The sequence below is a fragment of the Streptomyces sp. VRA16 Mangrove soil genome (assembly GCF_017377775.1).
Lineage (GTDB): Bacteria > Actinomycetota > Actinomycetes > Streptomycetales > Streptomycetaceae > Streptomyces.
On sequence record NZ_JAFVLN010000006.1, the window covers coordinates 284,141 to 305,983 of the forward strand.

A 21,843-nucleotide genomic window follows, 5' to 3' on the forward strand; every position below is an offset into this window, starting at 1 on the left:
CGTGACTGGGCGGTCAAACGCCAATGAAGCCTTGACGCGCCGGCTCGAAACGCTGACGCGGCCCTGACGTTCGCCCTCATCTGCGAGGACGGTCAGGGCCGCGTCGTACCGGCCAATACCGATCAGTAGTTTCTTGTGCGCGAATTCACAGAGTCCGCGGTCACACGGCCTGCGAGGCGACGTACGAACCCCGCTTCTCGATGGCCATCTGGTAGAGCCGCCCGGCCCGGTACGAGGAGCGGACCAGCGGGCCCGACATGACACCGGAGAAGCCGATCTGCTCGGCCTCGTCCTTCAGCTCTACGAACTCGGCCGGCTTGACCCAGCGCTCCACGGGGTGGTGCCGCACGGAGGGGCGCAGGTACTGCGTGATGGTGATCAGTTCGCAGCCGGCCTCGTGCAGCTGGCGCAGCGCCTCGGACACCTCTTCGCGGGTCTCGCCCATGCCGAGGATCAGGTTCGACTTGGTCACCAGGCCGAACTCGCGGGCCTCGGTGATGACCTTGAGCGAGCGGTCGTAGCGGAAGCCGGGGCGGATCCGCTTGAAGATGCGCGGGACCGTCTCGACGTTGTGCGCGAAGACCTCGGGGCGGGAGGAGAAGACCTCGGCCAGCTGCTCGGGGACCGCGTTGAAGTCGGGGGCGAGGAGCTCGACCTTCGTGCGGCCCTCGGCGCGGTCGGCGGTCTGGGCGTGGATCTGGCGGACCGTCTCCGCGTACAGCCAGGCGCCGCCGTCCTCCAGGTCGTCGCGGGCGACGCCGGTGATCGTGGCGTAGTTCAGGTCCATCGTGACGACGGACTCGCCGACGCGGCGCGGCTCGTCGCGGTCGAGGGCCTCGGGCTTGCCGGTGTCGATCTGGCAGAAGTCGCAGCGGCGCGTGCACTGGTCACCGCCGATGAGGAACGTGGCCTCGCGGTCCTCCCAGCACTCGTAGATGTTGGGACAGCCCGCCTCCTGGCAGACCGTGTGCAGGCCCTCGGACTTCACGAGGTTCTGCATCTTGGTGTACTCGGGGCCCATTTTCGCCCGGGTCTTGATCCACTCGGGCTTGCGCTCGATGGGGGTCTGGGCGTTGCGGACCTCCAGGCGCAGCATCTTGCGTCCGTCGGGTGCGACTGCGGACACGACCGGCTCCCTAAAGCTTTGATTCCTCGGCGTACATCAGGGTACGCCCGTGATGTTCATGGCCCTCACGGATGGCCAACCTGTGGCCACGGGGGTGCATTCCCCGCACTCCCCGGTTTCCGCGTACGGGGGTCAGGCCGAGGCCCGCTCGACGGTGCGCGGCTTGAGGTCGGCGCCGCCCAGGACGTCCTGGAGGTGCTTCTCCGCGATCGGGAGCACTTCCTCCATCGAGACCTCGCGGCCGAGCTCGTACGAGAGCGAGGTCACACCGGCGTCGCGGATGCCGCACGGGATGATCTTGTCGAAGTTCGAGGTGTCCGGGTTCACGTTCAGCGCGAAGCCGTGCATCGTGACGCCCTTGGCGACGCGGATGCCCATGGCGCAGATCTTGCGGTCCTCGTGCCGCTGGCCGGCGTTCGAGGGCGCGTACTCGGGGCCGACCAGGCGGTGGTCGAACTCCTCGTCCTCGCTGCTGAGGCGCGGGTTGAAGTCGAGGGACAGGCCGCCCAGATGCGTACGTTGCTCGATCGGATCGCCCAGGACCCAGACGCCTGCGCGGCCCTCGACCCGGGCGGCCTCGATGCCGAACTCGGCGCAGACCGCGATCATCGCGTCCTCCAGGCGGCGCAGATGCGCGACCACGTCCACCGGGCGCGGCAGCTTCTGGATCGGGTAACCGACGAGCTGCCCCGGGCCGTGCCAGGTGATCTTGCCGCCGCGGTCCACGTCGATGACCGGCGTGCCGTCCAGCGGGCGCTCCTCGGGCGCGGTGCGACGGCCCGCCGTGTAGACCGGCGGGTGCTCAAGAAGCAGACAGGTGTCGGGAATCTCGTCGGCGAAGCGGGCCGCGTGCACACGACGCTGCTCGTCCCAGGCGACCTGGTAATCCACCATGTCCGCGCCGAACCCCATCCGGACGAACCGGAACTCACTCACGGCAAGCGCCTCCTTACGAACCTTCACCGTGCACATATCGCGCCCGCAGCCAGGGTACGGCGCCCCGCTCCGGCGGTTCTCAGTGCGTCGGGTAGAGGCGGTACGAGGCGTCCAGATCGCGCACCTCGACCGAGTACGTCACATCGGGGACCCCGGACAGGTGCTTGTCGAGCAGCGCCAGTACGTCTTCGGAGAGCGTGTCCTTCATCGCCTGCGGACGCCCCGGCAGCAGGCCGACCGCCACATGCACGAACGGGGCCGCGGCCCCGTCCACGTACGACGGCGCCGACCGCGCGAACGTCTTGCCGACTCCGACCGACCGCACACGGTCGACCACGAGCGGGTGGAGCTCCGCCATCAGGGCGGGTACGTCGACCGAACCGACGAGGGAGTCGGAGTAGTCGAGGTCGATATGAGGCACGGGGAACCTTGAACCTTCCGGTGTAGCGCACACGCATCGTATGACCGGGCGACGCGTGCCCGTCGACCGCCTCCCGTCGACCGCCTCCCGCCGACCGCCTCCCGTCGGCCTCCGTCGTGACCTCCGTCGTGACCTCCGGGCGTCCCCCTCGGTGTCCACCTCTCCCACCGTTCGTCACACGATCGGATGAAGGCCCCGCGAAGGCTCTGTCGAGGCCGGATATCGCCGTTACAGTCGCGCCGTTCCATGAGGGCTGCACCCCGGCCCGGAAGGCAGGAGACCGCACAGCTGATGACGGAACGACCTCCGCAGCGCACCCCGAACCGCCAGCTCGCCGCGCTCATCGCGGAGGCGGGTTTCTCCAATGCGGGGCTCGCGCGCCGCGTGGACCAGCTAGGCCTGGAACACGGTCTCGACCTGCGCTACGACAAGACATCGGTGACCAGATGGCTGCGCGGGCAGCAGCCGCGAGGCACCACGCCCGCACTGATCGCCGAGGTGTTCACCCGGCGCCTCGGCCGCCGACTCTCCGCCCAGGACCTCGGCCTCGACGCCTGTGCCCCCGTGTACGCGGGCCTGGAGTTCGCGGGCTCGCCCGAGGAGGCCGTCGACATCGTCAGCGGCCTGTGGCGCAAGGACTCCGGCAGCCATGCCGAGCTCCGCAAGATCGCGTTCACCCCGGCCGGGCTCGTCGTGCCCAGCCGGGACTGGCTCATCGGCCGCGCCGACGACCGGGTGGGCCGCGGCGAGCTGCCGCCCCGGGTCCCGCCGCAGGGGCGGCCCGCAGTGCCCCGCCAGCGCACCCAGACCGAGCGCGGGCCCGGGCAGCGCGTGACGCCCGGCGACATCGCGGCGCTGCGCTCGGTCGGCGAGCTGTTCCGCGCCCTCGACCACGCCTACGGCGGCGGGCACGCACGCCAGGCCCTGGTCAGATACCTGGAGCACGAGGCCGAGCCGATGCTGCGCGGCACGTACGGGGAGCAGACCGGGCGGCGGCTCTTCGCCGCCGTCGCCGATCTGACCCGGCTGGCCGGCTGGACCTCGTACGACATCGCGGCCCACGGGCTCGCCCAGCGCTACTTCGTGCAGGCGCTGCGGCTCGCGCAGGCGGCGGGGGACCGGATGTACGGGTCGTACGTCCTCGTCACCATGAGCCGCCAGGCCGTCTACCTCGGCCACGGGCGCGAGGCCGTGCAGCTCGCGCGGGTCGCCCAGCAGGGCGTCGGCACGTCGGCGCCGCCGGCCGTCCAGGCGCTGCTGCACGCCGTGGAGGCGCGCGGACACGGGGTGCTCGGCGAGGTGCGGGCCTGTACGTCGTCGCTCGTACGGGCCGAGCGGGCGCTGGACGCGGTGCGGGCCGGGGACGAAGTCCCGCACTGGGCACGGTTCTTCGACGAGGCGCAGCTGGCCGACGAGTTCGGGCACTGCTACCGGGATCTCCAGCAGTACCGGGCCGCGGCGCAGCACGCCGAGCGGTCGCTGCAGTTGCGGGCGCCCGGGTATGCGCGCAGCCGGTTGTTCTGCCGGGTGGTGCTCGCTTCGGCGCGACTCGGGCTCGGGGAGCTGGACTCGGCGTGCTCGCTCGGGGCGGAGGCGGCCGCGGCGGCGGCCGACATGCGGTCGGTGCGGGCGCACGAGTATGTGCGGGAGTTCGAGCGGCGGCTTGAGCCGTACCGGGACGCCGGGCCCGTCCGCGGGTACCGGGAGAAGGTCGCGGCCCTGGGCTGAGTCCGGCGGTGGGTTGAGGGCGCCCGCCTCCGGAATGTGCCACGGAGACGGGCGCGGTCTAAGTGGGCCCGCGCCGTGGGCGGGGCCCCGCTGGGGCGCCTGGCCGGCGCCGGGGTGCCGCCTTGCCGCGGCGGATTGCCCGGGTCGGCGCTGGGTCAGGCGGCTTTTTCCACCGGGGGGTCCTCCTCGGGGGCCCGTGGTGCGGCCGACAGGCCCAGGTCGGTCAGGACCGCCCGGGCCGCCCTGCGCCCCGAGTGCAGGGCGCCCTGGACCGTGCTCGTGTCCCGGTGGTCCCCGCACACGTACAGGCCGTCGAACAGTCGCACCGGGCGGCGCGGGTCGTGCGGGGCGGGCATCGCGGGGACGGCGCGGGCGTCGTGGTGCACGGCGAGCGTCTCCCAGCTCCGGGTCGACGTGCCGTAGAGCGCGGCGAGTTGGGTGCGCAGCTCCCGTTCGGTGGGCGGCGGGCCGAGCACGGTCGAGGAGACCAGCGCACGGCCGGCCGGGGCACGGCTCGGATCGACCTGGCTGATCACCGAGGTGTGGGCGACGGGCCCGAGCCGGTCGGCGTCCAGGAGCAGCGCGGGTTCGGTGAGCGGCGGCTCGGGCGCGGCGTGGTGGACGACCGTCACCTCGTGGAAGCGGGGCACACGCAATCCCGGCAGGAGTTCGGCGGCCGCGGCCGCGTCGGTCGCCAACACGACGCTGCGGCACGGGAGTTCACCGTGCTCGGCGGTCGTCACGCGGTTCGCGGCGATGGCGGTGACCCGGACGCCGGTGCGCACGGTGCCCGGCGGGAGGCTGCTCGCGAGCAGTTCGGGCAGGGTGTCGGCGCCGCCCTCGGGCACGGCGAGCCGGCCGTTCGCGTACGCGTGCAGGGCCAGTTCGGCGCACCGGCTGGACGTCGTCAGATCCGGGTCGCAGAGCAGGGCCGAGAGCAGCGGACGGATGAAGCCGTGCAGGGTCCTGGGTGGCAGGCCGCGCTCCAACAGGGCGCGGCCGATGGGGAGTTCGGGGCGGGCGAGCAGTCGGGCCGGGTCGGTCGCGGCGATCCGGGCCAGCGCAGCGCCGAGCCGCGCATGGTCGAGCGGGCCGCCGAGCGAGGGCCTGACACCCCGTGCCGGACGAGGGGCGCTTGCAAGGGCGCGCGCTGCACTCAGTGCGCCCCTCGCGCGCCGGGGGCCCGTGGGTTCGCCGGCGCGATGGCGGCGCCCCTCGCTGTGCAGCAGCACGCCGGGGGAGAAGGGGCGCAGGACGAGGGCGTCCAGACCGGGCGTGTGGCGCAGTTCGGGGTACGAGGTCGAGAGCAGTTGTCCGATCCGGTCGAGCCGGAACCCGTCGACCTTCTCCGTGGACATCCGGCCGCCGACGTCCGACGCGGCGTCGAGGACGAGCGGCCTCACACCCGCCCTGGTCAGGTGCTGGGCCGCCGAGAGGCCGGCGACCCCGCCCCCCACGATGACGACGGCCTCTGCTGCTGCGTGTGCGGGCTCAAGCACGTACGCCTCCCCGAGGTTGCGCGGCTGCTGGCGGGGGGCCTATGCCCCCGACTCGGCCCCGGAATACCTGAGTTCGGGTCGAGGGTAGGTGGGGTTCAGGCAAAGGAGGGTCCGCGCATCGGGGCGGCACGGGCGCACGCGGGGCCCGCCGGGTGCGCCCCGCGGGCCCGCGGGGTCGCCGGGATCACTCGGTCGGCGCGCCCGCGGCCCCGTGCCCCGTCCTCGCGCCCCTGAGAGCGCGCACCACCAGGTCCGCCGGGGAGCCCGGGCCGGAGACGTCCGCGTCGGAGGCCGCCCACACCTCCAGGGAGATCCGGATCGCGTCCGTCGCCGCGGCGGCGATCAGCCGGGCCTCCAGGTCGTCCGCGTCCGGGCCGACCAGCTGGGCCACGACGGGCAGCAGCTGTTCCTCGGACTCCTGGTTGACCCGGTACCAGACCGCGCGCAGGGCCGGGTCGTCCTGCGCCGCCCGCAGCAGGCCGCGGGTCCAGCGCAGCGCCTCCGCCGCGGCCTCGCCGGGCCGGGACAGCGTGGCCACCGCCGCCGCCTCCAGGGCCCGGGGGAGCGGGGTGCCGGGCTCCGTCGCGGCCAGCAGCTCGCGCCAGTCGGCGCCACCGGCGGAGAGCAGCGGCCCCACGGCGTCCTGCTTGTTGCGGAAGTACCGGTAGAAGGTGCGCAGGGCGACCCCGGCGCGGCCCGCGATCTCCTCCGCCGTCGTGCCGTCGGGGCCCCGCTCGGTGAAGAGTTCGGCCGCGGCGTGCGCGATGTCGAGCTGGGTCGCCGCCTTGCGGCGCTCGGTCAGCGAAAGGGGCTGGTTCTCGGGTCGGCTCACCCGAGAAAGCGTAGCCGGAGCAACGCCAGGTAGGCGTAATACGCCACTGTGGCAAAACGTGCCACTTGGGCGTACGGTGAATCCCGCATCACCGAATGAACACCTCAGGGAGTCGACATGAACCGCTACGAAGGCCGCCGCGCGCTGATCACCGGCGGTGGCTCGGGCATCGGCCAGGCCACCGTGCTGCGCATGCTGGCGGAGGGCGGCACGGTCGTCGCCGCCGACGTCAGCGAGGCGGGCCTGCGCGACACCGTCGGCAAGGCGGGCGCGGACGCCGCGCGGCTGACCACGGTCGTGGTGAACATCGCCGACGAGGCGTCCGTGCGCGCGGGTGTCGCCGCCGGCGTCGAGGCCCTCGGCGGCCTGGACGTGCTGGTCAACGCGGCCGGCATCCTGCGCTCCTCGCACACCCACGAGACGTCCCTCGCCGACTTCACCGCGGTGCTCACGGTGAACCTCACGGGGACGTTCCTGATGATCCGCGAGTCGATCCCGGCGCTCCTGGAGGGCGACGCGCCGGCCGTCGTGAACTTCAGCTCGACGTCCGCGATGTTCGCCCACCCGTACATGGCGGCCTACGCGGCGAGCAAGGGCGGCATCCAGTCCATGACGCACGCACTCGCCGCCGAGTACGGCAAGCAGGGCATACGGTTCACCGCCGTGCAGCCCGGCTCCATCTCCTCCGGCATGACCGACGGCTCCGGCGAGAGCAGGCAGAGCCAGGGCCCCGGCCTGCCCGAGGACACCGACTGGAGCCTCTTCGCGAAGCTGTCGCCCGCGCTGGGCCAGGGCTTCGCCGGGCCCGAGGCGGTCGCCGGGGTCGTGGCGATGCTGGCGTCGGACGACGGGAAGTTCATCACCGGCACCGAGGTGCGCATCGACGGCGGTACGCACTACTGAGGGGTGCCCCGCCTGCTCGCCGGCGCTGGTCGCGCCGCGCGCCCCTGAAGGCGCGGCGGAGCCGCATGCCTTCAGGGGCGCGGGGAACTGCGCGACCAGCCACGACGAAAGCCGCGCCCGCCCGCCAGGAGCACCCCTACGACGACACCAACGCCCCCGTGTCGACCGCCGACGTCAGCGAAGCGCCCCGCGCCGCGTCCCCGGACACCTCGTCGGCGGTCAGCACGTACCCCGTCCCCGAGTCCGTCGTCGACCGGGCGAAGACCACCCCGTACACCTCACCGGAGGTGGTCAGCAGGGGACCGCCCGAGTTCCCCGGCCGCACCGTCGAGCGGATCGAGTAGATCTCCCGGGTGACGGTCCCGCCCCCGTAGATGTCCTGCCCGTTCGCGCTGATCGTGTCGGCGACCGTCGCCGCCTGCAGATCGAGCCCGCCGTCCTGCGGATACCCGGCGACGACCGCGGCGTCGCCCCGCGCGGCCCCGGTGTCGAACTTCAGAGGGGGCGCGTCGAGCCCGGGAACGTACAGCACCGCCACGTCCTTGTCCGGGTCGAAGAGCACCACCCGCGCCTGGTACGCGCGGCCGACCCCGCCCACCCGGACCGTCGGGTCGTCGATGCCCGCGACCACGTGCGCGTTGGTCATCACGTGCTCGGACGCGTACAGGAAACCGCTGCCCTCGCGGCCCTGGGTGCCCGCGGAACCCTCCACCTTGACGGTGCTGCGCGTCGCCGCGCGGGTCGCCGCCCTGGTCACGCTGTCCCCGGAGGGCTTCGCCACCTCGGCCGAGGGCTCGCTGGAGAACGGGTCGAAGACCTGCGGGAACCCGGCGGAGGTGAGCGCGCCCGTCGCCCGCGCGAACCACGCCGGGGTCGTCGACGGCATCGTGTCCTGCACCGCGCCGAGCACCGACGAGCCGCGGATCGCCTGGTTCAGGGACGTCGACGACGACGCCACGAGGACGCTGCCCGCCACCCACGCCACCACCAGGACGGCGACCGTGCTGGCCGCCGCCCCGCCGATCCCGTCCGCCACCCGCAGCGGGCCCGGTGCCCGGTCCATGCCGCCGCGCACCCGCAGCGCCAGCTGCCCCGCGAGGGCATGGCCGATGATCGCGGGCAGCAGCACCGTGAGGACGGCGACGACCGTGGCCGTCGACGTCCCCGGCGTCACCGACTTCATCAGGAACGGCAGCAGCCACACCCCGACGACCGCGCCGCCGACGAAGCCGGCCAGCGACACGCAGCCCGCGAGCAGGCCGCGGCGGTAACCGGAAGCCGCGTAGGCCAGTGCCACCACGATCAGCGCCACGTCGAGTATGTGCAGGTCCATATCGGTAACAAACGACCGTGGACCCGTCAGTGGTTCCGCCAACTGGCAGACAGTGGCCGACCGCACAGCGCGCGGGGCCCGACAGTGGAGACGTGCGTGCCCTGCGAACGACCCTGTGCTGCGTGCCCGGCGCCCTGGCCCTCGGGCTGCTCGTGCTGTGCTCCGTCGGGATCGACCGCGGCGGGCCCGCGCCGCCCCTGGCCGTGTCGGCGCGCGCCGTGATGCCGGCCGCCGCGCTCCCCGTGCAGGGCCATGCGGCCTCCGCCGGGCCGCACGCCGGGATCCGGCCGCTGATCGTGCCGCGCGAGCGCTGGCTCGCGGATGCCGAGACCTACCACCGCGACCCGATCCGGTACGCCGACCGCGTCCGGGCCGTCTTCATCCACCACACCGACTCGCCCAACGGCTACGACTGCGCCGACACACCGCGCATCATCCGCTACCTGTACGCGGGCCAGGCGGGCGGCAAGGCGTGGGACGACATCGGCTACAACTTCCTCGTCGACCGCTGCGGCACGGTGTACGAGGGCCGGGCGGGCGGCGTCGAGCGGCCCGTCGTCGGCGCGCACACCCAGGGCTTCAACCAGGGCACCGCCGGGATCGCCGCGATCGGTACGTTCACCGAGGGCACGCCGGTGCCGCGCGCCATGACCGACGCGATCGCCGCCGTCGCCGCGTGGAAGCTCGGCCTGGCCGGGGTGGACCCGCGCTCCACCGTGCGGCTCGTCTCCAGCAACAGCCAGAGCCGCTTCAAGGCGGGCACCGGGGCCGACTTCCTGGCGGTCTCCGGGCACCGGGACGGGTACGAGACGTTCTGCCCCGGGCTCGCGCTGATGGCCGAGCTGCCGTCGATCAGGGAGCGGGCGGCGCGGCTGCAGGGGCGCGGTTAGGGCGTGTTTCGAAAGTCCCGTCGTCCGCCCGAAGGGCCGGGGCACCTCCCAGCGGTGGCGGGGGGAGGGACTTTCGCCACACGCCCCGGGGCTCACGCGGGCTTCAGCGTTCCGCCGCCGTCCAGCTTGTACGACTTCCCGCCCAGGTCCGGGCTGGCCGCCGCGTCGTACGTCACCGAGTGGCCGTTGCCGTCGATCACCCGGGCGATCTCCCTCGCCACGTCCGTGTCGTCGTCGAACGACAGGCCCTTGAGCGACGAGTCCCCGGACACCGTCCAGCGCGCGCTGCCCGCGAGCTTCAAGGACGCCCCGGTCACCGCCCCGTCGAGCTTGGTCGAGCCCTTCAGGTCCAGGGCCGCCTTCGAACCGTCCGCCACGGTGACGTCACCCTGCAGCTTCTCGCCGTCCGCCGTGAACGTCACGTCGCCCCCGTCCTTGACGCGCAGCAGCTTCCCGTCCTTGGTCCTGACCTCCGCGCCGCCCGTCAGCTCCACCTTCGCCGTGGTCCGCCGGACGTTGAACACATCGCCGTCCGTGGCCTGCAGCGCCCCGGCGTCCATGGAGTACGACGTCGCGCCGTCGCCGCGCAGCACCACACCGCCGGCCGCGGCCGACGCCCGTACGTTCTTCAGGGACAGCGAGCCCCCGGCCTCCACCGTGAACGCCTCCGAGTTCGCGAGGTCGAAGAGCGTGCCGGAGAGCGACACGTCGCCGGACGTCTGCACCCCCGGCGAACCGCAGCCCGCCGAGGTCATCGTGCCGCCGGACACCGTCACCTGCGCGCCGCCGGGCCCGGTCGCGATCGGGGCGGACTGGGCGCCCGCCGTGTCGATCTCGACGTAGGTCAGATCGAGTGCGCCGCCGTACGACGCCAGTACCCCGTGCGCGGACACGCCCTGCGCCGTGATTTCGCCCGCGCTCAGCACGGCCCGCGCGTCCTCGCCCACCGCGGCGACGCCCGTCGCACCCTTGCCGTCGGTGGTGAACGTGCCGCCGGACACGTCGAGTTCGCCGCCGTCACGGGCCAGCAGAGCCGCGTTGAGGCCCCGGCCGTCCGACTCCTCAAGGGACGACGTGTCGCCGCTCTTCGTCACCTTGGAGTCGTGGGTGGACAGCTTCCCCGAGCCGGACACCAGAGCCGCCGACTCGTCGGTCACCGTCGCCTTGAACGCCTTCTTGCGCGGCGCCGTGCTCGCGCCGCTGTCCAGCGTGTACGCCCCGGTCGCCGCGGGCCGCGCGGCCGCGGCCCCGTCCGTGGCCGGCACGATCGGATCCGTGTCGCAGCGCGCCCCGCTCGCCGTCGCCGCGGGCGAGGCCACCGGCGGCGTGGCCGTGTCGTCGTCGTCCGAGCAGGCGGTCAGCACCGACAGCGCGAGCGGCAGCAGCAGTACGGAGGCGGTGGCGGTGGCGCGCCGGTGCGCCGGGCGGCGCGGGGGTCCCAGGTGCTTCATGGCCTCTACGTTCACATCTTCCGACTCACCGGGCATCACCGGCACCCCGGTTACCGGCTCCGAGCCTCAGAGGGCCTGTCCCATGAGGACGTCGTCCACGTACTCGCCGTCCAGCAGGAACTCCTGCGGCAGCACGCCCTCGACGACGAAGCCCTCGGCCTCGTACAGTCTGCGGGCCGGTGTGTTGTGCCCGAGCACCCGCAGGGTGATCCGCCGGGCGCCCTGCCGCCTGGCCTGGCCGACCGCCGCCCGCACCAGCGCCCGGCCCACGCCCCGGCCGCGTGCCGTGTCGGCGACGGCGAGTCCCAGGATCTGCCGGACGTGCGCGTTCGCGACGAGCGGGGTGGGGTACCCCAGGCGTACGAAGCCCACGAGGCCGCCGTCGAGCTCGGCGACGATGTGGTCGCGCGGCCCGAACCGCTCCGTGAAGAACGGTGCGTAGGGCTCGCGGTCCTGTGGCTTCACGGCGTGCAGAGGGGACCAGGTGGCGCGGTCGAGGCTGCCGAGGATCTCGGCGTCCTCCGGTTCCGCGAAACGTATCCGGGGCTGTGGCAGCGACATGCGGGTCACTGTACGACCGGCGGGCCCGCGGCAAGATGGGGTGCATGACACGTATCGCGGTGGCGGGCGCCTCAGGACTCATCGGCTCGGCTCTCGTCCGTTCCCTCGCCGACGACGGACACGAAGTGCTGCGCCTGGTGCGGCGGGACCCCCGGTCGGCCGAAGAGGTCCGCTGGGACCCCAAGGGCGGTCACGTCGACGCGGACCGGCTCACCGGCGTCGACGCGATCGTCAACCTCGCCGGGGCCGGGGTCGGCGACCACCGCTGGACGGCGGCGTACAAGCAGGAGATCCGCGACAGCCGGGTCCTGGGCACCACGGTCCTCGCCGAGGCGGCGGCCGCGCTGCCCACCCCGCCCCGCGTCTTCCTCAACGGCAGCGCCGTCGGCTACTACGGCGACACCGGGGCGCGGGCCGTCGACGAGAGCGCGCCGGCCGGGGACGGGTTCCTGCCCTCGGTCTGCGTCGAGTGGGAGGCGGCCACCGCGCCCGCGCACCAGGCCGGCATCCGTACCGTCCTGGCCCGCACCGGCCTGGTCGTCTCCCGGGACGGCGGAGCCTGGGGCAAGCTCTTCCCGCTGTTCCGGGCCGGACTCGGCGGACGCCTCGGCGACGGGAGCCAGTACTGGTCGTACATCGCGCTGCACGACCATGTCGCCGCGCTGCGGCACCTCCTGGACACGGAGTCGGTCTCCGGGCCGGTGAATCTGACGGCGCCGCACCCGGCGACCAACCGCGAGGTGACGGCCGCGATGGCCCACGTCCTGCGCCGCCCGGCCCTGTTCCCGGCCCCCGCGCCGGTGCTCCGGGTGGTCCTCGGTGAAATGGCGGGCGACGTCCTGGGCTCGACCCGCGCAGTCCCGACGCGCCTGCTGGAGTCGGGCTTCGAGTTCACGTTCCCCGGACTTGAGCAGGCCATCGGGGCTGCGTGAGGCGGCGCCCCGGGCGAGCGGAGCTCGCCGTGCGGGGCGCCGCTACCGAACGCCTGGCCAGTGCCCCACCCTTCGGGGTGGAGGTGAAGGCCCTCCGGACGGGCGGGGCGTCAAGCCCGTGGAATCCCTGCAAGACCACTCCCGGAAGGGAGGGCAGCGGCCGATGAAGCAGGAACCCGAAGCGGTGCGGACCGGAATCACCGCCCCTCGGGGCGGTGAGGACGTCAACCGAACCGCTCCGTCAACCGCGGATACAGCCGCGTCATGACCCCGCCGTCCTCGAAGTCCACCGGCGCCCCCTCGGGCTCCGGCGGGGCCGGCGGCAGGCCCAGGTCCGACATGACCGTGCCGGTCAGCTCCTCGTAGGCCTCGTCCGCGGCGTACCCGAGCTCCTCCCCGTCCCCGTCCACCTCGTCGTCGAACCCGTCGAGCAGCTCCGCCAGTGAGTCCGGATCGTGCAGCGCCCCCTCGAACACCTCGCGGCCCTGCCCGATCAGCCAGCACCGGAAGAAGTCGAAGGAGTCGTCACTGGCCCCGCCGAGCAGCACCCACGCGGCGCCCCACAGATCCCACCGGTACGCCCGGTTGTAGCGGGCCTCGAAGTGACGGGCGAAGTCGAGCACGGCATCGGGATCGGACTGCAGCAGTCTCTCGACGAGCAGCTCGGCATGGTCCTCGGGGTCGCCCCCGGCGGCCTCGCGGGTGCTGTCCACGATCTCCCAGAACTCGGTCTCGTCCATCACGGGACAAGCATCGGTCCTGGATCCTGGGGGCGCACGCCGAGCGGACGAGGAACGTCACTTCGTTACGCATGCACATGCCCAGGGCACCCGGCGCACGGCACGCGCCCTCCGCCCCGAGCTCACGCGTACCATCCGCTCATCCGCCGCGCCGCCCGCGCGAACCGCTGCCGCAGCCCGTCCGGAGCCACCACCTCCGCCTCCGGCCCGAGCGCCATGAGCTGCGTGAACGCGACGTCCTCCGACTCGACCGGCACGGTCACCACCACCCGCCCCGCGGCGTCCGGCGGCCCCACCGTCGCCAGGGCCTCCCGCGCGGACACCGGCTCGACGACATACGGCAGCTGTCGTACGCCCGCCGCCGTCAGCCGCACCACGACCTCGGCCCGCAACAGCGCCCGCGCGAACTGCTCGGCCCGCTCGTCCCAGAAGGCGGGCAGCTCGAAGCTCTCGTCCCGCACGAAGCGGTCCTCGGGCCGCTCGCCCGCCGCCACCTTCGTGAACCGGTCGATGCGGTACACCCGGAAACCCCCGCCTGCCGCGTCACCCCTGTCACCCCCGTCACCCCTGCCACCCCTGTCACCCCCGTCGCGCACCCGCGCCGCCAGGTACCAGACCCCCGCCTTGAGCACGAGCCCGTACGGCTCCAGCTCCCGCTCCACGACCGTGTCCCCGCGCCGGTACCCGACCCGCAGCACCCGGTCGTCCCACACCGCCTCGGCGACCGGCGGCAGCAGCTCCGGGGTCTGCGGCTCCTGGAACCAGCCGGGCGCGTCCAGATGGAACCGCTGCGCCGCCGTCTGCGACGCGTCCCGCAGCGACGGCAGCAGCGCCGCCGACACCTTCAGGCGGGCCGCCGACGCCACGTCGTCCAGGCCCATCTCGCGCAGCGCGCCCGGCACCCCGGACAGGAACAGCGCCTCCGCCTCCGTGCGCGCGAGGCCCGTGAGCCGCGTGCGGTACCCGCCGATGAGGCGGTAGCCGCCCGCCCGGCCGCGGTCCGCGTACACCGGCACGCCCGCCTCGCTCAGCGCCTGCGCGTCCCGCGTGATGGTCCGCTCGGAGACCTCCAGCTCGCGCGCCAGCTCGGCCGCGGTCATGGACGGCCGGGACTGGAGCAACAGCACCATCTTGATCAGTCGGGCAGCGCGCATGCCGTCCATCATGCAACCCGGGTACGACAACGCCCCCGCCGTCACCGGCGGGGGCATGGTCGGCAGGCTGCCTACAGGCCGTAGCGCTCGCGCGCCTCCTTCACGGCCGTCGCCTTGACCTCGCCGCGGCGGGCGAGCTGGGCGAGGGCCGCGACGACGATCGACTCGGCGTCGACGCCGAAGTGGCGGCGGGCATCCTCACGGGTGTCGGACAGACCGAAGCCGTCCGCACCGAGCGAGGTGTAGTCCTGCTCGACCCACTGCGCGATCTGGTCCGGGACCTGGCGCATGTAGTCGGAGACGGCAAGCACCGGGCCCTGCGCGCCGGCGAGCGCCTGACGCACGTACGGGGTCCGCTCCTCGCCCTTGAGCAGCGCCTCGTCGGCCTCCAGGGCGTCACGGCGCAGCTCGGTCCACGAGGTGGCCGACCAGACGTCCGCGGCGACGCCCCACTCCTCGGCGAGCAGCTGCTGCGCCTTGAGGGTCCAGTGGATGGCCGTACCGGAACCGATCAGGTTGATGCGCGGGGCGTTCGCGGCCGCCACGTTCAGACCCGCGGTCTCCGCCGTGTTGAAGCGGTAGAGGCCCTTGATGATGGCCTCGTCCAGACCGGCCACCGACGGCTTCGCCGGCTGCGGCATCGGCTCGTTGTAGACGGTCAGGTAGTAGAAGACGTCCTGGTCCTCGCCCGGCTTGGCCTCGCCGTACATACGGCGCAGGCCCTCCTTCATGATCGTGGCGATCTCGTAGGCGAAGGCCGGGTCGTACGTCAGGGCCGCCGGGTTGGTCGCCGCGATCATCGGCGAGTGGCCGTCCGCGTGCTGCAGACCCTCACCGGTCAGCGTCGTGCGGCCGGCGGTGGCGCCGATGACGAAGCCGCGGCCCATCTGGTCGGCAAGCTGCCAGAACTGGTCGCCCGTGCGCTGCCAGCCGAACATCGAGTAGAAGATGTACAGCGGGATCATCTGCTCGCCGTGCGTCGAGTACGACGTGGCGGCGGCGATGAAGTCGGCGAGCGCGCCGGCCTCGTTGATCCCCTCGTTGAGGATCTGGCCGGACTGCGACTCCTTGTAGTACATGAGCTGGTCGCGGTCGACCGGGTCGTACGTCTGGCCCTTGGGCGAGTACAGACCGAGCGACGGGAACAGCGACTCCATACCGAAGGTGCGCGCCTCGTCGGGGATGATCGGCACCCAGCGCTTGCCGGACGTCTTGTCCCGTACGAGGTCCTTCAGGAGCCGTACGAGCGCCATCGTCGAGGCGACGGACTGGGAGCCGGAGCCCTTGTCGAACGAGGCGAACGCCTTGTCGGCGGGGGCGGGCAGCGGCGCGAGCGGCTGCGTGCGGCGGGCCGGCGCGGGACCGCCCAGGGCGGCACGGCGCTCGGCGAGGTAGCGCAGCTCGGGGGAGCCCTCGGCGGGACGCGCGTACGGAACGACACCGTCCTCGAAGCGGCTGTCCGGGATCGGCAGGTCAAGGAGGTCACGCATGTCCTTGAACTCGTCGATCGTCAGCTTCTTCATCTGGTGGTTGGCGTTCTTGGACTCGAAGCCCTTGCCGAGCGTGAAGCCCTTGACGGTCTGGGTCAGGATGACCGTCGGCGCGCCCTTGTGCTCGACGGCCGCCTTGTACGCCGCGTACACCTTGCGGGGCTCGTGGCCGCCGCGCGAGACGTGGAAGCACTCGGAGATCTTGTCGTCGGACAGGACCTTGGCGAGCTCGATCAGCGCCGGGCTGGTGCCGAAGAAGTTCTCGCGGATGTAGGCGACGTCGCGCGTCTGGTACGTCTGGAACTGGGCGTCCGGGACCTCGCGGAGCCGCTCCAGGAGCGCGCCGGTGGTGTCGAGCTGGAACAGCTCGTCCCAGGCGTTGCCCCACATCGACTTGATGACGTTCCAGCCGGAGCCGCGGAACTGCGCCTCCAGCTCCTGCACCACGCGGAAGTTCGGACGGACCGGGCCGTCCAGGCGCTGCAGGTTGCAGTTGATGACGAAGGTCAGGTTGTCGAGACCCTCGCGGGCGGCGAGCGTGAGCGCCGAGGTCGACTCGGGCTCGTCCATCTCGCCGTCGCCGAGGAAGGCCCAGACGTGGGAGTTGGACGTGTCCTTGATGTTGCGGGCGGTCAGGTAGCGGTTGAACCGCGCCTGGTAGATCGCCGACAGCGGGCCGAGGCCCATGGACACGGTCGGGAACTCCCACAGCCACGGCAGGCGGCGCGGGTGCGGGTACGACGGCAGACCGTTGCCCCCCGCCTCGCGGCGGAAGTTGTCGAGCTGCTGCTCGCTGAGGCGGCCGTCGAGGAAGGCACGGGCGTAGATGCCCGGGGAGGCGTGGCCCTGGATGTACAGCTGGTCGCCGGAGCCGTCGCCCTCCTTCCCGCGGAAGAAGTGGTTGAAGCCGGTCTCGTAGAGCCACGCGGCCGAGGCGAAGGTGGCGATGTGGCCGCCGACGCCGTGCTTCGAGCCACGGGTCACCATCGCCGCGGCGTTCCACCGGTTGTACGCGGTGATCTTCGCTTCCATCTCCTCGTCACCGGGGAAGTCCGGCTCCGCGGAGGTGGGGATGGTGTTGAGGTAGTCGGTCGACAGGAGCTTGGGCAGCGGCAGGCCGCCGGCCTCGCCGCGCTCCAGCGTGCGCCGCATCAGCTGCGCGGCACGGTGCGGCCCGGCCGCCTGGGTAACGGCGTCCAGGGAGGCCTGCCATTCGGCGGTCTCCTCCGGGTCGCGGTCCGGGAGCTGGTCGAGCTCGCTCGGCTGGATGCGCATGGGGTCGGTCATAGTCGCCGCACGCCTTCCTGAGTCGAAGGGGGTGGGGTTGGGGGTGCCCTTTGTCTTTGGCAGGACAGGGCGAGGTCCCGGTGGGGACCCGTCGGCGACTGTAACTCCCTGATCGATGATCGATCAAAGGGTTGAAGGGCAAAACCTCTTCAGATCGAGAAAGTAGGCACAAGGTGCCACTGACAGGGGCACGGAGTGCCCCTTCAGGGACGCGGGGAACGGCGCGGGCGACCACGCTCGGTCCGCACTTCGCGACCTACGGTCACGGGTGGGTGAGACCGGGATCACGCCCGCGGGGCGCACCCGAGAACATGCGCCTTCACCAGCGCGGCGATGTCCGGATCCCGCCGCTGGAAGGCCGCGACCAGATCGGCGTGCTCCTCCGCATAGGACTGCTGAACGGTCCCCAGCCACCGGATGGACAGCGCGGTGAAGACCTCGATGCCGAGCCCCTCCCAGGTGTGCAGCAGCACGGAGTTGCCCGCGGCCCGCACCATCTCCCGGTGAAAACCCACGGTGTGCCGCACCTGGGCGGTCCCGTCGGCCTCCCGGTCGGCCACGTACAGCGCCGCGACGTGCGGCTCCAGGGCCGAGCAGTCCTCGGCGAGCCGGTCGGCGGCCAGCTCGGCGGCGATGGCCTCCAGGCCCGCTCGCACCGGGTAGGACTCCTCCAGATCCGCCGCGGAGAGGTTCCGTACGCGCACGCCCTTGTTCGGCGCGGACTCGATCAGCCGCAGCGACTCCAGCTCGCGCAGCGCCTCCCGTACGGGCGTCTGGGAGACCTCCAGCTCGGTGGCGATCCGGCGCTCCACGATCCGCTCGCCCGGCTTCCAGCGGCCGCTGACGATCCCCTCCACGATGTGCTCGCGGATCTGTTCGCGCAGCGAGTGGATGACGGGCGCGGTCATGTGGGCTCCTTGGCTGTGCGGACCCGGTGGGTCGGCGGGACCCTTAGACAATACGGCCGAGCCCCAGGACAGAAGGGGCACGGCAGCTGTTGCCACGGGTGATGCCGGTTACAGAGTCGTACGTGCCCGGCGCGGCGGTGCCCGGAACGCGAAGGAGCCCCCGTCCGGAGAAGAACTCCGGACGGGGGCTCCGCCGCTGATACCCGACGCGCCTGGTTACAGACCCAGCTCGGCGGAGAACTCGCCGGCCTCCAGGAGCTGCTTGACCGTGGTCAGGTAGCGGGCGGCGTCCGCGCCGTCCACCAGACGGTGGTCGTAGGAGAGCGTCACGTACGTCATGTCACGGACGGCGATCGTGTCACCGAGCTCCGGGTCGGAGACGACGACCGGGCGCTTGACCGTGGCACCGATGCCCAGGATCGCGACCTGGTTCGGCGGGACGATGACCGTGTCGAAGAGCGCACCGCGCGAACCCGTGTTGGAGATCGTGAAGGTGGCGCCCGACAGGTCGTCCGGGGCGATCTTGTTCGTGCGGACCTTGTTGGCCAGCTCGGCGGTCTTCTTGGCGATGCCCGCGATGTTCAGGTCACCGGCACCCTTGATGACCGGGGTCATCAGGCCCTTCTCCGAGTCGACGGCGATGCCGACGTTCTCGGAGTCGAAGTAGGTGATGGTGCCCTCGTCGTAGTTCAGGCGGGCGTTGATGACCGGGTGGGCCTTCAGCGCCTGGACGGCGGCCTTGACGAAGAACGGCATCGGGGAGAGCTTGACGCCCTCGCGGGCGGCGAAGCCGTCCTTGGCCTTGTTGCGCAGCTTCATCAGCTTGGTGATGTCGACCTCGATGACCGAGGACAGCTGCGCCTGCTCGTGCAGCGCCTTGGTCATGTTGTCGGCGATCGCCTTGCGGATGCGCGGCAGCTTGACCGTCTGGCCGCGCAGCGGCGAGGCCTCCAGCGACGGAGCCTTCGGCGCGGCGGCCGGGGCGGCAGCGGCCGGAGCCGGGGCCTTGGCGGCCTCGGCGGCGGCGATGACGTCCTGCTTGCGGATACGGCCGCCGACACCGGAGCCCTTGACGGTGGACAGGTCCACGCCCTGCTCGGTGGCGAGCTTGCGCACCAGCGGGGTGACGTAGGCGCCGTCGTCCACCGGGGTGACCGGGGCGGGCTTGGCCGGGGCCGCGGGGGCGGCCGGAGCGGCCGGCGCGGGGGCCGGAGCCGGAGCAGCCGGAGCCGGGGCGGCCGGAGCCGGAGCCGGGGCGGCCGGAGCAGCCGGGGCGGGGGCGGCCGGAGCAGCCGGGGCCGGGGCAGCGGCCGGGGCGGCCGGGGCAGCCGGAGCGGCGGCGGCAGGGGCGGCACCCGGGGCACCGATGACGGCGAGCTTGGCGCCGACCTCGGCGGTCTCGTCCTCGGCGACGACGATCTCCAGGAGAACGCCGGCGACGGGGGAGGGGATCTCGGTGTCGACCTTGTCGGTGGAGACCTCGAGCAGCGGCTCGTCCTCCGCGACCTCCTCGCCGACCTCCTTCAGCCAGCGGGTGACGGTGCCCTCGGTGACCGACTCGCCCAGCGCGGGCAGCGTGACGTCGGTGCCGGAGGCGCCACCGGCCGGGGCGGCGGGCGCGGCGGGAGCGGGCTCGGCGGCGGGGGCCGGAGCCTCCTGAGCCGGGGCGGCCGGGGCGGCCGGAGCCTCGGTGGCGGCCGGAGCCGCGGCCGGGGCGGGGGCGCCCGTGCCGTCGTCGATGACGGCCAGCTCGGCGCCGACCTCGACCGTCTCGTCCTCGGCGACCTTGATGGAGGCCAGGATGCCGGCGGCCGGGGAGGGGATCTCGGTGTCGACCTTGTCGGTGGAGACCTCGAGCAGCGGCTCGTCGACCTCGACGCGCTCGCCCTCGGCCTTCAGCCATCGGGTGACAGTGCCCTCGGTGACGCTCTCGCCGAGCGCCGGAAGGGATACGGAAACCGCCATGGTTTCTGTTGCTCCTTAACGATGTGCAGTGCGCGGCAACGCAGTGCGGAAGTCTGTGTGGTCGGTCGTCGCGCCCAGTTGCGACAGTGGCGCGGCCAGGCGTGGCTCAGTCGTGCGAGTGCAGCGGCTTGCCCGCCAGCGCCAGGTGGGCCTCGCCGAGCGCCTCGTTCTGCGTCGGGTGGGCGTGGATGAGCTGGGCGACCTCGGCCGGCAGCGCTTCCCAGTTGTAGATCAGCTGGGCTTCGCCGACCTGCTCGCCCATGCGGTCGCCGACCATGTGGACGCCGACCACGGCACCGTCCTTGACCTGCACGAGCTTGATCTCGCCCGCGGTCTTCAGGATCTTGGACTTGCCGTTGCCCGCCAGGTTGTACTTCAGAGCGACGACCTTGTCCGCACCGTAGATCTCCTTGGCCTTGGCCTCGGTGATACCGACGGAGGCGACCTCCGGGTGGCAGTAGGTCACACGCGGCACACCGTCGTAGTCGATCGGAACCGGGTTCAGACCGGCCAGACGCTCCGCGACCAGGATGCCCTCGGCGAAGCCGACGTGCGCGAGCTGGAGCGTCGGGACGAGGTCACCGACGGCCGAGATGGTCGGCACGTTGGTCTGCATGTACTCGTCGACCAGGACGTAGCCGCGGTCCATCGCGACGCCCTGCTCCTCGTAGCCCAGGCCCTGGGAGACCGGGCCGCGGCCGATGGCGACCAGGAGGAGCTCGGCCTCGAAGGTCTTGCCGTCGGCGAGGGTCACGCGGACGCCGTCCTGCGTGTACTCGGCCTTCTCGAAGAACGTGCCGAGGTTGAACTTGATGCCGCGCTTGCGGAACGCGCGCTCAAGAAGCTTGGAGCTGTTCTCGTCCTCGAGCGGGGCGAGGTGCTTGAGGCCCTCGACGATGGTGACGTCGGTGCCGAAGGACTTCCACGCCGAGGCGAACTCGACGCCGATGACGCCGCCGCCCAGGATGATCGCGGACTGCGGGACGCGGTCCAGCTTCAGCGCGTGGTCCGAGGAGATGACGCGGTTGCCGTCGATCTCCAGGCCCGGCAGCGACTTCGGCACGGAGCCGGTCGCGAGGAGGACGTGGCGGCCCTGGATGCGCTGGCCGTTGACGTCCACGGAGGTCGGGGAGGAGAGCGTGCCCTCACCCTCGATGTAGGTCACCTTGCGGGAGGCGATCAGCCCCTGCAGGCCCTTGTACAGGCCGGAGATGACCTCGTCCTTGTACTTCTGGACGGCGGGCATGTCGATGCCCTCGAAGGTGGCCTTCACGCCGAACTGCTCGGACTCGCGGGCCTGGTCGGCGATCTCACCGGCGTGCAGCAACGCCTTGGTGGGGATGCAACCGACGTGCAGGCAGGTGCCGCCGACCTTGTTCTTCTCGATCAGGGCGACGTCCAGGCCCAGCTGCGCTCCGCGCAGGGCCGCGGCGTAACCGCCACTGCCACCGCCGAGGATCACTAGGTCGAAAACGGTGCTGGCGTCGTTCGCCACGTCACGTCCTCCATGCATGTGCGCCGTACGCCGGTCTGCACTGACCGGGCGGCGGCTGGTGTTCGGCCGCTCGATGATTCGGCCCTCGGGTGGGGCCCTGTCCTGCCGCCCCCCATCCTCGCACTTGTCGAAGGCATGCGGGACGTCGGGCCGGGGGGTGAGACGGCTGTTACACCGGAATCAGGAGTGACA

18 protein-coding genes are annotated in these 21,843 nt (G+C 72.4%); 4 read left to right on the forward strand and 14 right to left on the reverse strand.

All coding sequences use genetic code 11. The annotated features are described in order from the left end of the window. Positions 1–160: 160 nt before the first annotated feature. From lipA to J3486_RS18875, 3 genes are all read right to left on the reverse strand, one after another. Positions 161–1,126 (reverse strand): lipoyl synthase, encoded by a 966-nt coding sequence (lipA, locus tag J3486_RS18865; protein WP_207821548.1) that lies wholly within the window; start codon positions 1,124–1,126, stop codon positions 161–163. Positions 1,127–1,258: 132 nt separating this feature from the next. Continuing rightward, on the reverse strand, positions 1,259–2,062 hold the full coding sequence (gene lipB / locus J3486_RS18870) for a lipoyl(octanoyl) transferase LipB (RefSeq protein WP_207821550.1): 804 nt from the start codon (positions 2,060–2,062) through the stop codon (positions 1,259–1,261). Positions 2,063–2,141: 79 nt separating this feature from the next. Beyond that, positions 2,142–2,483, reverse strand: coding sequence for a 5-carboxymethyl-2-hydroxymuconate Delta-isomerase (locus tag J3486_RS18875; protein ID WP_207821552.1), 342 nt, complete (start codon positions 2,481–2,483; stop codon positions 2,142–2,144). Between the two features lie 291 nt (positions 2,484–2,774). Here J3486_RS18875 and J3486_RS18880 point away from each other — a divergent pair, with 291 nt between their 5' ends. Next, positions 2,775–4,211: a regulator gene (locus tag J3486_RS18880; protein ID WP_207821555.1), complete on the forward strand. Its 1,437-nt coding sequence runs from the start codon at positions 2,775–2,777 to the stop codon at positions 4,209–4,211. A 155-nt stretch (positions 4,212–4,366) separates the two neighbouring features. Here J3486_RS18880 and J3486_RS18885 read toward each other — a convergent pair whose 3' ends face one another. Both J3486_RS18885 and J3486_RS18890 read right to left on the reverse strand, forming a co-directional pair. Next, positions 4,367–5,710, reverse strand: coding sequence for an NAD(P)/FAD-dependent oxidoreductase (locus tag J3486_RS18885; protein ID WP_207821557.1), 1,344 nt, complete (start codon positions 5,708–5,710; stop codon positions 4,367–4,369). Positions 5,711–5,894: 184 nt separating this feature from the next. Beyond that, positions 5,895–6,542 (reverse strand): TetR family transcriptional regulator, encoded by a 648-nt coding sequence (locus J3486_RS18890; RefSeq protein ID WP_207821559.1) that lies wholly within the window; start codon positions 6,540–6,542, stop codon positions 5,895–5,897. A gap of 117 nt (positions 6,543–6,659) precedes the next feature. Here J3486_RS18890 and J3486_RS18895 point away from each other — a divergent pair, with 117 nt between their 5' ends. Further along, the gene (locus J3486_RS18895; protein WP_207821561.1) at positions 6,660–7,445 is read left to right on the forward strand and encodes an SDR family NAD(P)-dependent oxidoreductase; all 786 of its coding nucleotides are present in this window, start codon (positions 6,660–6,662) and stop codon (positions 7,443–7,445) included. A 136-nt stretch (positions 7,446–7,581) separates the two neighbouring features. On the opposite strand, the gene J3486_RS18900 is transcribed toward J3486_RS18895, so the two are convergent. Beyond that, complete coding sequence (locus J3486_RS18900) at positions 7,582–8,778, reverse strand: MarP family serine protease (RefSeq protein ID WP_374194745.1); 1,197 nt, start codon at positions 8,776–8,778, stop codon at positions 7,582–7,584. 101 nt (positions 8,779–8,879) lie between these two features. On the opposite strand from J3486_RS18900, the gene J3486_RS18905 reads away from it, so the two are divergent. Then, positions 8,880–9,668, forward strand: a complete 789-nt coding sequence (locus J3486_RS18905) for a peptidoglycan recognition protein (RefSeq protein ID WP_229378273.1) — start codon at positions 8,880–8,882, stop codon at positions 9,666–9,668. Between the two features lie 92 nt (positions 9,669–9,760). On the opposite strand, the gene J3486_RS18910 is transcribed toward J3486_RS18905, so the two are convergent. Continuing rightward, positions 9,761–11,119, reverse strand: a complete 1,359-nt coding sequence (locus tag J3486_RS18910; protein WP_207821563.1) for a hypothetical protein — start codon at positions 11,117–11,119, stop codon at positions 9,761–9,763. 66 nt (positions 11,120–11,185) lie between these two features. Continuing rightward, positions 11,186–11,680 carry a GNAT family N-acetyltransferase gene (locus J3486_RS18915; protein ID WP_207821565.1) on the reverse strand — a complete coding sequence of 165 codons (495 nt, stop codon included), beginning with the start codon at positions 11,678–11,680 and terminating at the stop codon, positions 11,186–11,188. Positions 11,681–11,715: 35 nt separating this feature from the next. On the opposite strand from J3486_RS18915, the gene J3486_RS18920 reads away from it, so the two are divergent. Next, a complete protein-coding gene (locus J3486_RS18920) occupies positions 11,716–12,612 on the forward strand; it encodes a TIGR01777 family oxidoreductase (protein WP_374194746.1) in 897 nt (298 codons plus the stop codon). Positions 12,613–12,836: 224 nt separating this feature from the next. Here J3486_RS18920 and J3486_RS18925 read toward each other — a convergent pair whose 3' ends face one another. The 6 genes from J3486_RS18925 to lpdA form a co-directional block, all read right to left on the reverse strand. Continuing rightward, complete coding sequence (locus J3486_RS18925) at positions 12,837–13,355, reverse strand: DUF4240 domain-containing protein (RefSeq protein ID WP_307804863.1); 519 nt, start codon at positions 13,353–13,355, stop codon at positions 12,837–12,839. Positions 13,356–13,474: 119 nt separating this feature from the next. Beyond that, complete coding sequence (locus tag J3486_RS18930; RefSeq protein ID WP_207821568.1) at positions 13,475–14,506, reverse strand: YafY family protein; 1,032 nt, start codon at positions 14,504–14,506, stop codon at positions 13,475–13,477. A gap of 71 nt (positions 14,507–14,577) precedes the next feature. Continuing rightward, the gene (gene aceE, locus J3486_RS18935) at positions 14,578–17,283 is read right to left on the reverse strand and encodes a pyruvate dehydrogenase (acetyl-transferring), homodimeric type (RefSeq protein ID WP_207821570.1); all 2,706 of its coding nucleotides are present in this window, start codon (positions 17,281–17,283) and stop codon (positions 14,578–14,580) included. Between the two features lie 284 nt (positions 17,284–17,567). Beyond that, positions 17,568–18,191 carry a GntR family transcriptional regulator gene (locus tag J3486_RS18940; protein ID WP_207821572.1) on the reverse strand — a complete coding sequence of 208 codons (624 nt, stop codon included), beginning with the start codon at positions 18,189–18,191 and terminating at the stop codon, positions 17,568–17,570. 216 nt (positions 18,192–18,407) lie between these two features. Continuing rightward, positions 18,408–20,156, reverse strand: coding sequence for a 2-oxoglutarate dehydrogenase, E2 component, dihydrolipoamide succinyltransferase (sucB, locus tag J3486_RS18945; RefSeq protein ID WP_207821574.1), 1,749 nt, complete (start codon positions 20,154–20,156; stop codon positions 18,408–18,410). Between the two features lie 106 nt (positions 20,157–20,262). Next, positions 20,263–21,651 carry a dihydrolipoyl dehydrogenase gene (gene lpdA, locus J3486_RS18950; RefSeq protein WP_207821576.1) on the reverse strand — a complete coding sequence of 463 codons (1,389 nt, stop codon included), beginning with the start codon at positions 21,649–21,651 and terminating at the stop codon, positions 20,263–20,265. Between the last annotated feature and the right edge of the window lie 192 nt (positions 21,652–21,843).

Coding starts and splice junctions, on each gene's coding strand:
- J3486_RS18880 (WP_207821555.1), top strand. CDS start 2,775: ATGACGGAACGACCTCCGCAGCGCACCCCGAACCGCCAGCTCGCCGCG.
- J3486_RS18895 (WP_207821561.1), top strand. CDS start 6,660: ATGAACCGCTACGAAGGCCGCCGCGCGCTGATCACCGGCGGTGGCTCG.
- J3486_RS18900 (WP_374194745.1), bottom strand. CDS start 8,778: ATGGACCTGCACATACTCGACGTGGCGCTGATCGTGGTGGCACTGGCC.
- J3486_RS18910 (WP_207821563.1), bottom strand. CDS start 11,119: ATGAAGCACCTGGGACCCCCGCGCCGCCCGGCGCACCGGCGCGCCACC.
- J3486_RS18915 (WP_207821565.1), bottom strand. CDS start 11,680: ATGTCGCTGCCACAGCCCCGGATACGTTTCGCGGAACCGGAGGACGCC.
- J3486_RS18920 (WP_374194746.1), top strand. CDS start 11,716: ATGGGGTGCATGACACGTATCGCGGTGGCGGGCGCCTCAGGACTCATC.
- J3486_RS18930 (WP_207821568.1), bottom strand. CDS start 14,506: ATGCGCGCTGCCCGACTGATCAAGATGGTGCTGTTGCTCCAGTCCCGG.
- aceE (WP_207821570.1), bottom strand. CDS start 17,283: ATGACCGACCCCATGCGCATCCAGCCGAGCGAGCTCGACCAGCTCCCG.
- J3486_RS18940 (WP_207821572.1), bottom strand. CDS start 18,191: ATGACCGCGCCCGTCATCCACTCGCTGCGCGAACAGATCCGCGAGCAC.
- sucB (WP_207821574.1), bottom strand. CDS start 20,156: ATGGCGGTTTCCGTATCCCTTCCGGCGCTCGGCGAGAGCGTCACCGAG.